The sequence below is a fragment of the Wolbachia endosymbiont of Laodelphax striatellus genome, assembly GCF_007115015.1.
Lineage (GTDB): Bacteria > Pseudomonadota > Alphaproteobacteria > Rickettsiales > Anaplasmataceae > Wolbachia.
The window spans coordinates 115,927-128,021 of sequence record NZ_MUIX01000001.1 but is presented as its reverse complement, the minus strand read 5'-3'; the positions used below and the strand labels follow the sequence as shown (position 1 = coordinate 128,021).

Annotated in this window: 10 protein-coding genes and 3 pseudogenes; 2 read left to right on the top strand and 11 right to left on the bottom strand. The window is 35.9% G+C overall.

The annotated features are described in order from the left end of the window. The 5 genes and pseudogenes from BVG17_RS09345 to BVG17_RS00585 form a co-directional block, all read right to left on the bottom strand. Positions 1–541: pseudogene (locus tag BVG17_RS09345) on the bottom strand (hypothetical protein); the annotation flags it as partial. Beyond that, on the bottom strand, positions 538–732 hold the full coding sequence (locus BVG17_RS00600; protein WP_143688746.1) for a hypothetical protein: 195 nt from the start codon (positions 730–732) through the stop codon (positions 538–540). The gene BVG17_RS00600 and the pseudogene BVG17_RS09345, both read right to left, overlap by 4 nt. Next, a complete protein-coding gene (locus BVG17_RS00595) occupies positions 732–1,925 on the bottom strand; it encodes a hypothetical protein (RefSeq protein WP_143688745.1) in 1,194 nt (397 codons plus the stop codon). The genes BVG17_RS00600 and BVG17_RS00595 overlap by 1 nt, the downstream gene beginning before the upstream one ends. 20 nt (positions 1,926–1,945) lie before the next feature. Beyond that, positions 1,946–3,880, bottom strand: coding sequence for a DUF4815 domain-containing protein (locus BVG17_RS00590; protein WP_143688744.1), 1,935 nt, complete (start codon positions 3,878–3,880; stop codon positions 1,946–1,948). A 16-nt stretch (positions 3,881–3,896) separates the two neighbouring features. Further along, complete coding sequence (locus tag BVG17_RS00585; protein ID WP_143688743.1) at positions 3,897–4,580, bottom strand: hypothetical protein; 684 nt, start codon at positions 4,578–4,580, stop codon at positions 3,897–3,899. 145 nt (positions 4,581–4,725) lie between these two features. Here BVG17_RS00585 and BVG17_RS00580 point away from each other — a divergent pair, with 145 nt between their 5' ends. Together BVG17_RS00580 and BVG17_RS00575 are read left to right on the top strand one after the other, a co-directional pair. Beyond that, positions 4,726–5,961: a hypothetical protein gene (locus tag BVG17_RS00580; protein WP_143688742.1), complete on the top strand. Its 1,236-nt coding sequence runs from the start codon at positions 4,726–4,728 to the stop codon at positions 5,959–5,961. Next, positions 5,921–6,991, top strand: a complete 1,071-nt coding sequence (locus BVG17_RS00575) for a hypothetical protein (protein ID WP_143688741.1) — start codon at positions 5,921–5,923, stop codon at positions 6,989–6,991. Before BVG17_RS00580 ends, BVG17_RS00575 begins: the two co-directional genes overlap by 41 nt. 328 nt (positions 6,992–7,319) lie before the next feature. Here BVG17_RS00575 and BVG17_RS00570 read toward each other — a convergent pair whose 3' ends face one another. The 6 genes and pseudogenes from BVG17_RS00570 to BVG17_RS00545 all read right to left on the bottom strand — a co-directional run bounded on the left by BVG17_RS00570 (position 7,320) and on the right by BVG17_RS00545 (position 12,021). After that, a complete protein-coding gene (locus tag BVG17_RS00570) occupies positions 7,320–7,814 on the bottom strand; it encodes a hypothetical protein (RefSeq protein WP_143688740.1) in 495 nt (164 codons plus the stop codon). Positions 7,815–7,833: 19 nt separating this feature from the next. Next, positions 7,834–8,199, bottom strand: a pseudogene (locus tag BVG17_RS00565) (AAA family ATPase); the annotation flags it as partial. A 65-nt stretch (positions 8,200–8,264) separates the two neighbouring features. After that, complete coding sequence (ltrA, locus tag BVG17_RS00560; RefSeq protein WP_241654105.1) at positions 8,265–9,734, bottom strand: group II intron reverse transcriptase/maturase; 1,470 nt, start codon at positions 9,732–9,734, stop codon at positions 8,265–8,267. Between the two features lie 450 nt (positions 9,735–10,184). After that, positions 10,185–10,628: pseudogene (locus BVG17_RS00555) on the bottom strand (AAA family ATPase); the annotation flags it as partial. Between the two features lie 34 nt (positions 10,629–10,662). Continuing rightward, positions 10,663–11,472, bottom strand: a complete 810-nt coding sequence (locus tag BVG17_RS00550; protein WP_063630521.1) for an ATP-binding protein — start codon at positions 11,470–11,472, stop codon at positions 10,663–10,665. A 54-nt stretch (positions 11,473–11,526) separates the two neighbouring features. After that, positions 11,527–12,021, bottom strand: a complete 495-nt coding sequence (locus tag BVG17_RS00545; protein ID WP_063630520.1) for an RNA polymerase sigma factor — start codon at positions 12,019–12,021, stop codon at positions 11,527–11,529. Between the last annotated feature and the right edge of the window lie 74 nt (positions 12,022–12,095).

Below are 12,095 nucleotides of genomic sequence, written 5' to 3'. Positions count from 1 at the left end.
TTACTAAACCTTTAAGACCATCTTTATGATCATTGCCAACACTGTTTATTGCTGCAATATTGGCATTCTTTCTTGTATCAAGTAGTGATATATGTGAATCTGATGATGCTTTTAAAGTATTTAAGGAATTATCCCTAAGCTTGTTGATTTCATTAACAGACTCTGTTTTTACTGCAGTTATTGCTGATATTGAGTTTGTTTTATTGCTGTTTATATCATTTAGGTGTTTTTTTGCACTATCAAGCAGTTCTTTTAGCTTACCATCAGTCATTTGCACAATTTCAGAAACCGCACTTTTGTCGACTATTGATTCCAATGCTTTAGCAAGATATGCTAATTGATCTGGTGTACTATTTGCTGCTAAATCTTTAAGCCTTCTCTGTAGTGCGTCAATTATTTCTTTTATTTTAGCCATTTGCACAATATTAGAAATAGCTTTTTTATCTGCTATCAATTCCAGCGATTTTGCAAGATATGCGAGTTGATCAGGTGTGCTACTTGCTGCTAAATCCTTTATCCTTTGGTATATTGCTTCTTTCATTCCCAAAAATTCAAAAAAGTTTCAAAGCTAAATCGTTCAAAATTACTTTTAAGTTGATTATGTTTATTTTCTCCCTTACTTATATCCTCATCTATTTTCTCTATAGCTCTTCGAATACGTACTACATCTTGAACTGCAATATTTTCTGGATGAGGCAGTGGATATCCTCGTTTGGTTTGGTCAACAGTCATTATGTGACAATCACTCTGAGATTTTTTACCTTAGGGCGATAAACAACTGTTCCACTTAAAACTAATTTTATCCTTGTCTCATTGCCATTAAAGTTTGTCAGCACATGAGTTCTCTCTACCCAGTTTTCCCCTATTGGTTTTCCTGATGTTAAATTCACTAACTGCCAATCCACGTTTTTTTGCACATATGCTTTTATGTCTGCAGTGCCAGGTATCAGCGCATCATATGTTATGGTAATCTTAGTGTTAGCCCCTGCTGTAATGCTTCTCGTTACATAATCTCCAGACTCTGAAAGATTACCCATAACTAGCTGTAACCCAGAATATAGCACTGGACTTTTTTCTCGCCCTCCCTTTAGGCTTGCTTTTACCGTTAGCTCTCCAGATAATCTTTCACGCAGTGCAAGTGGCAAATTATCAGACAGAAAGTTTTCTTTTCCTTCTTCGTCTGTTAAAATAAATTCTACATTGGTATCAAATGCTACTTTTTCAACATTTGTTAAAACTATTAAATCTGATACGTTGTTTACAGTAACTTTCCCAAGGTCAATAACATGAGAATTTTCACTAAATTTTGCAGCTAGTAGTCGAAACGTTAAATCTAAATTTTGATGTGGAGTCCAGGTACTTGCATTGCTTGATGATAGTAATACTCCTACTTGATATGGCTGACTTGTTACCCAACGGCTATTTACTGCATCATATTTGCCAAGTTCTGCTATTTTTACTGCAGTAACTGAATCATCAGTAAGTAGTACTATTGCATACTCTTGCCCTGCATGGCAAAACACTGGTGACCACTCTATACGTGTTGCTGTGCCATCTATCTTTATATCTTTTGGCTCAATATAGCTTTCAGCAATGACAGTCTGCGAGGGCATTCCCACTGCTGTTTCTCTAATCTGCACAACAACACGTTTTTTGCCTTTATTTATAAACCATAGCTCCACACCTCCTATGTGTCTGCTTTCATTTAGAGTAAATGTTTGGGCTAAAGGGTCAACTCGTCTTGCTGCGATAACTCTTCTTCTTTCCTCTATGGTAATTGTTTTTTTACCAGTATAAGTTGCTTCTCCATAACTGCCTTTATCACCGAAGAACTGCACTAACTTAGTCCCAGCAGGAATGTTTCTTGGTACAGTAAATCTTCCTTTTATTTTTCCTCTGTTATCAGCAATAAATGTTGCGATCATGTTTTTCTTTCAAATATTTTCTATGCTTGAGGTTGAATAAAAATTCCATCAAACTTTAATTCCTTAAGCTTTTCACCAGTTGCAAAACCTTCAATCTCAAAATTTTGAGTTGCTTCTCTCATAAATTCAGTTTCGTATGAAGTACTTGACAGCAGCTCTGTCGTTTCTTTAACATTAAATACTCTTGTTACTGGACTTTTCCAATTAGTGGTAACCTCGGTCCAGTGGTCAATGTTTTTATTTAGAGTAACTTGTGCCGGGACTGGATCAAAAGCTTGATATGGATTAATCTTTTCTCCTTTAGTCTGTAAAAGCTGCTCCAGTACCGGTTCAAGTTCATATGGCAAAAGATATCTTTCCCCACCTTTTTCAATATCTGCAACTTCTACATCTATTGGCAAAACTAGCTCCCTATTTACTATCGCTGCAGTCTGCAAAATTCCTTGATCACGCATATCATCGTCAAAAAATGAATCAACAAATACTCCTTTTTTGGTGGTAGGTTCTCTTGAATTTGCATCACTGCGTAAACGTTCCTCTGCAACCAGCGCATAAAGATCATTTATTCCTTTTTTCATTGCTTCAAGCTCATTCATCGGTACAGCATGAATAGCATTATTCACTATTTTTACCCCTTCTTTTTCTCCGTTTTTCCATGTTTGGTGAATGTAGCAGAGTAAAAGTTGTCCACTAGGCGCTTTAGGCATCGATGGTCTCCAAGGGTGAGCTATACCTTTTATTCTCCTTACTACTCCTTTGCTATCGATAGTAATTAAATCAAAGCGTGGCATCTTCCAGGTGTAATCAATCAGAACCAAGCTATTATCAACTGCTCCTTTTACTTTGCATCCCTCTTCACTTATATCTTCAGGGCTTACATGAGTACGACAGCGGTAAGTTATTTGATAACTACTTCCAGGAGCTGGTTCTTTACCTGGTAATGACCAATCAACGTTTCCTGCGTTTAATTTGTAATCTATACTATTTTCATAAATAACATTGCCTTGTTTAACTTGAATAATCTCAAGTACTGCAGAGTCAGGTATCGGATCAATAGCTCCAGAGTATGAACCATGAGTAACAGTAATGGTTTTCTGAACAGTTATATCTACTTTTTTAATTTCACTTATTGGAAAATCATTCACCTTCAGTTCCATTACTCTTTGGCTATTTGGCTGAAAAGTATGTGGTTCTGATTCAACTGATTTTATATCCGGATCTTCATCAAAAGAAACACGAATACTGTGAGGAAGTTCAATCTCATAGCCATCAGCATGAGCTTTGCCCTCATTAATCACAAATATTTTTTTTCCTCCTTCTCCCTCTTCCTTTTGCAGGAACATTACTTCAAGACCATTTACGACATAGGAACCATTGGCTTCTTTGTCATAACGAGCAAGAGCAGTAGTTACTATATTTGCTTGTGGTGGCGGTGAATGTTCTATTAATACTCCATTTTCAATATGGTAAATTGGGTAAAATTCGCCATTTGTAGAGTTAACAGTAACACTTTCTACTTGGTATCCCCAAATGGTAGAAACTTTAAGTCTTGCAGCTCCTACTTCCTGATAATTTCTTGTACCAACAGCAGGATCACGAAGATTTTCGTCCTCAAGTTCTGTAATCGTAGATTCTAGATAATAAACACCTATGCGAACTATAGTACTCAGTGGAATAATAAATTCTTCTTTTTCGACTTTTCTAACTGCTCCACGAAGATAGATTTTTCCTGATTCAAGCGTAACTTTACCAGTTTCTCTATCTATAATACAATTGCTTCCTGTTATAACATCACCATCACGAAATATTGCATCGCCTATGCCTTTAAGCTTAGAGAGAGCATACTCCTGAGTTTCGTTTAATTCTGCAGATTGCAAACCTCTTCCTGCTAGAAACAAGCTTTTCTCATATTCTTTGTCAGGATTAAAGCGGTTATAATAGGCGTTTAAAGTCATTTTATGCTAGAAAAATTCAAAAAGTTACAACAAATGAAAAAGTTTCCCGAGTTGCTGCAGTTCTGATAAGTGGTACTGTATGTTCTAAAACTAACAAAATTCCGGGATTTTCCACGTCTTTTGGTTCAAAATATCTCTGTCCTATAGGTAACCCTTCTTTTACTTTAGTACCAACCATAACCCCAAGTTCCCTGATAACTTGATTTGCAGCGTCGTTAAAATCGAAAGTAAATTTGAGATAGAGATTATTAGTTGGTACATTAGAGGGTTTAAACCTACCTGTAGGAGTTATAAGCTCTCCATTCTCATCACCTATGCAGAATAGTACTTCATCTGCAGTACGTCTGCCAAGCTCATTGAGCAGTTTTTCAGAAGTTATCAGCTCTGGTGGTGTGCTTTCACTATATTCTACAGTAACTGCACTATTTGCCGTGATAGAGCTATTTTCCGTAAGTTTTATTACACCAGTACTGCTATCAACTATATAATCTATACTTGGCTGATAAGTTGTTTGTCCTGTAAAAACCCTTACATCTTTAATAGTGTGGTGATCTAGAGCTATTTCACCCTCAACAAAAACTTTTTCGACCTGATGGCTACTTCCAGAGCTTGAATCACCACTTCCCCAAGCAAGATGTAGAGATTGCTCTTTTATGCTGGCTGCTATTGCTGCTCTACCTGATTGTGTAAGAATTGACATTTGAAAATTTGACTCCTGTATATATATTCACCAAAATTACAAAAACTGTTCAGTTTTTTTAGGAAAATTCTTCTTTTTTTCATAATAAATTTTTGTTGACTAATCTTTAATCTATTTTAGACATAATATATTTACTTTTAGATATATGATAGCTAGTGAGGAGTTTTGGGAAAGCAGTTTAGAAATGCCAGTATCCTTTTTGCTTAAGGACTTTCAAAATCCAAGTTTACGTGAAAGTTGGCTTGATTCTCTTTCTGGTAGACAATTAAGTGTGATCTTTAACCATTACTTTCAGAATAAACAAAACAGGCAATTATTTAAAGACTACGAAAAATGCGATGATATTTCAACTCAACAAAAACGCAAGATGCTTATTAAAATTTCTGAATCTCTGTTTGATTATTATTTAGTCAATCGTTTTAGTCGTACAAAATCAGAAACAACTATAGCTGAAGTAGCACAGTCTGTATTAGGCCAAGATCTTCTGAAGTCATTTCTGCTACAAAATAACAAATATGACAAAAAGTCCTTGTTGTTCACTCTCTTTATAACTAATCGTAACTTACTAAAACAAATTTTCTGCTTTAATCAAGTACAGAAAAAAGGGTTTTTACCTTTCATATTAAAAAATCCTCCAAGACAAAAGTCCACTTCATTTAAGGATTTTTTATCAGAAAGTACAATACAGCAAATATTAAAACAGCATGATCTATTTGAAAATGATAGTTTTGAAAGTCAGTTTCAAGAACTCTTTTACTACCAAAATAGTATTTACTTATTTATACGACGTGCTAGTAAAGATGAGGATTTATTAATCAGTTCAAATAAGGTAATACACGGTTATAAACCTAGTAGAATTATTATTGACTTTGCTTTAAATGCTAACCAAGTAAACTTATCTATTCAAAGTTTTGATCAAGGATTAAAAATAGCAAATAGAATAGTAAGCTGTTATTTTCAGCGAGAATGTTCATTTACTAACATGCGCCACCAAAATACAACAGCACAAGTGAGGACTTTTTTGAATGACTGTGTAAAACAACATGTACCTGATATTCACCTATTTGAATTGAAATTTGGTCCATCTAAATCTAAAACTAATCTTACGTTAAACACAGATAATATTGAAGAGTGGTTGCAGAAAATAGAGCCTTCGGTTGGTAGTGTACTGCATGATGTTTCACTTGTTCAGCATATCAAAGTATTGTTCAAAAGTAAAAAAGTTACTTTATCCTTTCAGACAGACACGCAATACGCAAATTATATAGAAATTGATTACTCAGAATATGTTCTCAATAGAAAAGAACGAGATGATTTTAAGTCTTTAATTAGAGATAGCTATGGAATTACCGTTTTGTCGAGAACACTCTCAAGATATTGATACTATGTTAATAAATAGGTCCTGGGTAAATCCTAACGAGAACTATATAAAGGCTGCAGAGCATCTCAGTCAGCTTGATTTTGTTAAACTTGAGAAGTATTATTTCGTTGTTTGCGCTAATGATTTAGATCTTGATTTTCCAAATATACAAAATCCTTATTGCAAAAACGAGGTTATCATTCCTCATGGTTTTGATGAAGATTGTGATGATCTAGCTTGCGAGGATTGTGGTCGTGATATTTTTCCTGATACTTATAAAAAACAGCGTTATCTTGTGCTTTCAATAAAACTTAATACGGAAAAAATTATAAGTTGGTTTGAAAAACTATTAATAGGACTCATATGGGAAAAGGCGGCAAATGGGATATATCATATAAGCTTTAAAAGTAAAATAGTAAGCATTATAATACCAATTTTATGTACTGATAAGTCATATTTAACTGTAGATAGGTTAAGAGCTAATGTTGCTGTTCTTATAACTTTTGGAAAGGTAGACCTAAAAACATTGTTAACCCTATACACTGTTCCCATGGCCGATTTAATTTGTGAACAAAAAACTCTAAATCAAATACTAAGCGAAGCAGTTGAAAAAGGAGTACCAGAATTATTACCTAACGTTTCTTTTCAAGCATTTCCTTGTATTCCACTACAAAAAACAGTTCATCAGGAGAAAAAAATATTAAGGTTGAAAATTATAGATAATACTATTTATGTTAATGACGTTGAAATTATAGGCAAACAAGCAACTTCAAGCATCCGCATCTTTAGAGTATTACTTAAACAATTTTTGCGTGACTTGGAAGAAGCTAAAGAATATAAATTTCTTAGTATCATTCAAATAGCAGATAGTTTAGGTATTGAAGACCCAGAACAGCAGGTGCGCAGACCTCTTAACAGAATGCAAAAAACAATAGCAGAAAAGCTAGCTAGCACCTTGGGACTAAATATAAGACGAGATGATGTGATACAAGCATGTAACTGGTCAGGCTACCGGCTTAATCCATCTACCATTAACTTAAGTGCTAGCTAAGCTCCTTAGTCAATGTTGGACAGAAAACGCAGAAGGATACTTCTCTAAAATATACAGATACAATTCTTCAGCGCTTTTTTTGTCACCTGCAATGAAAGTAAAAAATTCAACTACGTCTCCTTTAATTTTGGCTACAATCTCCTGCTCTTTCTCCTGTTGTCTCAACTATTATTTTATCTCCACGTGAATCTCCAATGTAAAACTCACCGCCAGGTAGTAAATGGAGTTTCAATTCTATCAATTACTAACGCTTTTATTTCTTCTAGAGATCTATTCATAAAAGGTGCCCTTCAATAATTTATGATAAAAAAATGATTCTTTTATTCGCTTAGAATGGAATCCAGTCATCCTTCTGAGTTTCATTCGGAGTAATGATCGTATCAATTCTGTTCCTGTCTCCGTACCTATTATCGGCCTCAATTCCCACTTTTGCCATAAACTCTAGTCCATTTAAATCTGCAATGGAGTTGATTTTTCTAGCAACAACTGCTTTTTCTGAAGTGTCATGTGGATGAATGTTCCGTGCTGACTCCAAAATACTTCTAAGCATAGAACGACCCATTTCTCCCCAAGTATCTTCTCCTTCAACGCTTGCTTTGCCACTTTTAATACCAATTACTTGATAAATCTTACGTTTTGTATATGGACCTTCAGTGACCGTAAATTCAGCGTTTAAATAGATGCTGCCAGTAGTATAGCTTTTAGTGAACCAAATTTCATAACCTCCAGGCTTAATAGCCATTTTGACTTTTACCGTTGTACCTTTAGGTATTAAATTACTTTGCGACTTTGCAGTGTTAAAATCAGTTAAATCTTGTAACATATATTATCTCCTATAAAAATTAACTATTCCATTTATCCACAAGTTGCCAATGGCCATTTAGTTTATCGACAAGCTTACTTGGCACACGTTCACCATTACGCAACTCAAATACTATTTGACGGACAGTGCTTCCTTCATCTTGACTGAACATCACCATTCCTGTAGTGTAGAAGCCCCTTAAGGACCCAGCACCGCTTAAACCTTGAAATGGATCTTCTTCTAACATTTTTTTGGATAATTTTTTTGTATGATGAGTAAGTACTACGCTGGCATCTGGATTAATAACATTTCTCAGTTTTTCAAGTGTTTTTTGCAAGAAGAATAGCATAGCGCTGTTGTCATTTTCGTTGCCATATTCACTTGAGTTAAAGATATTACGAAGAGGTAGGGTCGAGAACTGGCGCGCCTCTTTAGGGCTTGGTGGCTGATCCATTATTTTCATGTTGGGCCTCAATCCAAAATTCCCATGTTTACGTTTCCAGCTCCCGCCTCGTCAAACGCAGCATGCAGTTTTCCCGCACTACGCTTTCCTAGCAGATTCTTACCAAAGTTTATAACATCTTGTACTGGGGCTGCTTTCGGAACGTAATATCTTAATCTATAGTCTTTATATAGACCTAGTGTTTCGTATATCCATTCGCTACTCCACCTCTCCCAGCCAAATCCTTTTGCTTTTCTAGCTTTCATTAATTTGCGTCTTACTTTCTTCTCTACCCATAGTTTCACGTAGTTAAAGTTTCGACCTGAGTTTCCTATCCTAAAGTAGTTTGTCCACCCTCTCAGTATTGGATTAATGATATTTATCACTTTCCATATTGGTTGCGATTTGTGGTCGCGAAATACCTCCTTCAATTTTTGAAGTAAGTTTGTCCGCGCTTTCATCTGTGGTGTTGTTTGTACCCTCCACTTTCCTTGTTTTGTGATCTTCTCTCGAAAATCAAATCCTAGAAAGCTGAATGTCTCTCTTTCCTTTAGGTTAATTACTTTTGTCTTTTCTTTATTTACTTCTACCTTTAGTTTTGCTAATTCTTCTTGTACCCTTCTATACACTAATTTTTCTAGCCATTCCCATCTCTGGTGCCCATCTATCAGTATCACTAAATCGTCTGCCCATCTGGCGTATTCTATATGTCGATATTTTCCCTCTTTTGTCACCTCTTTTGCCTTCTCTAGCATTTTATCTACCTCATTGAGGTATATATTGCTTAATAGTGGTGAAAGTGGTGATCCTTGCGCTATTCCTCGTTTCCCTCCTACTTTGAGGATTAGCTTGATCAAGTGCATGATTTCTTTATCATTTACTCTTTTGGAAATCTTTTCCATAAGAATATGGTGTCGCACATTGTCGAAGTAGGATTTCAGATCTATGTCAATAACTTTTGTATTGCCTTTGATTGCTGCTTTCGATACTTTATCAATTGCTTCATGCGCTTTTCTCCTAGGTCTATATCCATATGATCCGTCCTGAAAGTTAGATTCAAATATTGGTTCAAGTATTAGCTTCAGTGCTGTTTGCACTATTCTGTCCCGGATGCAGGGTATGTTCAACGTTCTGAGTTTTCCCCCAACTTTTGGTATTTCCTTCCTCCGGTTCCTATTTGGGCTATAGGTTTTGGTTATTAGTTCGTGTCTTATTTGTTGAAGATACTTTTCTAAGCCTTCTGCCTCTATCGATTCAAATGTCACCTCGTCTATTCCTGGTGCCCCTTTGCTCTTCTTTGTCAGCTTATATGCTTCTTCTAGTGTCTCCATCTTGCAGATGTGAACATAGATTCCCCAGAATCGCCATTCCGGTTCTGTTTTCGCTTTGGTATATATCTTTCTTCTCAGGTCTTGTAATTTTATTGGCATTTTTATCATTTTTACCTTTACCTTCCTTTTTGTTAAAAGATTTCTACTAGTAGGGTGCCTTTGCTCCATGAGAGTTACCTCACTTCTTTACTACTACGCACCCATCCGCCACCCTCTCATCTTCGGTTCTTTTCCTGTTTTCCAGTTATAGAACCTACCACTCCAAGGTATTTCTCCTTGGGATGAGGAGGGCTTCTCCAGTTGCTTTGTATGTCCTCATTACCATGCTATCACTACCACCCCGCTGAAGTAGAACAATTGTATCAGTCGTTTTTCAACTGCCTATTCTGCTTTCGCCCATTGACCGCTGGCTCAGCCTTCAGTTCTTATCGTTTTCGAGGCCACCTATATGTTTGCTTTCGCTACGGCCTGGTAATTCGCCATTATCCTATGATAACGTTGTCGGTAGGCTTCAACATTTTGCTTTCCCTCCACATTGCTACCCTAGCTACAGGACTTCGACTTTTATCCTGGTGGGTCTACTTCCCACTGAACATACTTGCCTTCTCTGGACACACGATCAATCGCAATAATATCAGGTTTAAAACGCTCTTTAACAGTATTTTTGATTTCATCTATTTCTTCACTACTAAGCGATAATTGCACTCTTGGCGTGATAATTAAGTTATTGGCAGCTATATCCAAAAGTTCCTTATCAAGTTGAAGCTGTTGCAAACGTTCCTTCATATAGTCATACTCAATTTCAGTTTGCATGTAGAAGATCTTCAAAGGTCTACTTGGCATCATACCAAGAAATGATCTACCAGCAGCCATGTGGACAAGCCAAGAGATCAAAAAGTCGCTTTTACCGATTTTAGGTGGGCCACCAAATACCAATAAGCCTCTCTTGGTTAAAATTCTTGAGGAAACAATGTCTTCTGGTATTGGCGATTGATCATCCAAGTATTCTTTTACACTGAAAAAGGGAATTTTTTGAGTAATGGTGAAAAAGTCTTGTAACATATATAACCTCTAAAAGTTAACTTTGAGTAGAAATTTAAGCAGCAGTAGCAAAAGCCTTAGCTTTAATTTTCGTAAGTAATTTTCCCAGATGCGGTTCTTCAACCATATTGAGGCAGCCACTGCGATCTTTAGCAGGGTATCCCCAAGAGTTAATAGTCTGACAGACAAATGAACGTTTCTCTGTTCCATCATCTTTCTTGATTCCAACCATGCTAATTACTTCATCAACAATACCTGGAATTTCACTAGCAGTTTTAGCACCTTCACATTGAGGTAGCCATGTTGAACGATTACAGTCATCGAGATATTGACCTAAGGTGCCAACTATGATGATGTCTTTGTCTCTGATATGTTGAAACTGATTGAGCCAGGCCATCATTTCTTGTGCGAGTAATCCGTAAGCAGCTCTTTTATCTTCTCTCCCCGATCTATCTGAAAAAGCTTCAGGTTGCATTCTTGCCCATAAAAGACATAAACGTGATGCAACAGTTATGCTATCAATAAAAATAGAGCGATATTTAGAAACTTCAGAAAGAAGATCTTTGTGCTTGCTACAGACATGCTCATAGTGTTTTTGACTATACGCCTGATCAGACCTTAATGCAGGATTAGGACCACCAATAAGACAAGCAATATCTCTTGACTCATTCCAAGTGTGCATCTCGATTGAATCTCCTTTCCAGTCTTGTACAGCTAGAAGTCCTGCTTCAAAATCAAGGCAAAGTGTTGTTGATTCATCGAGGGTTTTGAGCAGACTGGTTTTGCCGATTCCATAAGGTCCAAAGATTACTACCTTTACACCTGTGATCAGTTTTGCTCTTTCTTTGCTGTTTATTATTTTCATGCTTTTACCTTAATTTGCCACTATATATAAATTCACCAAATTTCAAAAAACTGTTCAATTTTTCTTATGCTTTTTTCCGTAAACAGGTGCAAATTTAGATCGCATTTTCTTGAGAATGTTGTACAAAGTAGTCCGTGATATATTATTCATATCTGCAACTTCAGCAATGCTGTGGTGTTTTAATTGTTCACATAAAACTTGCCATTTCTTTGGTAATTTTGAAATAATTTGCTCAACATCAATACGTAGTATCGCTTCATCTTCAAAACAGTAACTTTCCTGTTGCACATTATTTTCAAGTTTAGGAGTAGTACGTGAGTGTTTACGGACTAGATTATTAATACGATTTTTAACAACTTGCTTAGCGAAAGTGGAAAGACTGCCCTTAGTTTTATCATACTGATCTATGCATGAAAGAAACTCACAGAAGAGGTCTTGTTCTATGTCTTCAATATCTTGATCAGTAAGCGACTTATAATGTTTTGCGTAAAATTTTATTAAATTAACAACTTTAGGATCAATACCTGAATAAGAGTTTCGAGATTTCATAAGATGTATCCTTAAATGAAAGACTTAAGGATGAAACTTTCTTAGTAAATATTGTAGGACATGAAAAAAATACC

Coding starts and splice junctions, on each gene's coding strand:
- BVG17_RS00600 (WP_143688746.1), bottom strand. CDS start 732: ATGACTGTTGACCAAACCAAACGAGGATATCCACTGCCTCATCCAGAA.
- BVG17_RS00595 (WP_143688745.1), bottom strand. CDS start 1,925: ATGATCGCAACATTTATTGCTGATAACAGAGGAAAAATAAAAGGAAGA.
- BVG17_RS00590 (WP_143688744.1), bottom strand. CDS start 3,880: ATGACTTTAAACGCCTATTATAACCGCTTTAATCCTGACAAAGAATAT.
- BVG17_RS00585 (WP_143688743.1), bottom strand. CDS start 4,580: ATGTCAATTCTTACACAATCAGGTAGAGCAGCAATAGCAGCCAGCATA.
- BVG17_RS00580 (WP_143688742.1), top strand. CDS start 4,726: ATGATAGCTAGTGAGGAGTTTTGGGAAAGCAGTTTAGAAATGCCAGTA.
- BVG17_RS00575 (WP_143688741.1), top strand. CDS start 5,921: ATGGAATTACCGTTTTGTCGAGAACACTCTCAAGATATTGATACTATG.
- BVG17_RS00570 (WP_143688740.1), bottom strand. CDS start 7,814: ATGTTACAAGATTTAACTGATTTTAACACTGCAAAGTCGCAAAGTAAT.
- ltrA (WP_241654105.1), bottom strand. CDS start 9,734: ATGGAGCAAAGGCACCCTACTAGTAGAAATCTTTTAACAAAAAGGAAG.
- BVG17_RS00550 (WP_063630521.1), bottom strand. CDS start 11,472: ATGAAAATAATAAACAGCAAAGAAAGAGCAAAACTGATCACAGGTGTA.
- BVG17_RS00545 (WP_063630520.1), bottom strand. CDS start 12,021: ATGAAATCTCGAAACTCTTATTCAGGTATTGATCCTAAAGTTGTTAAT.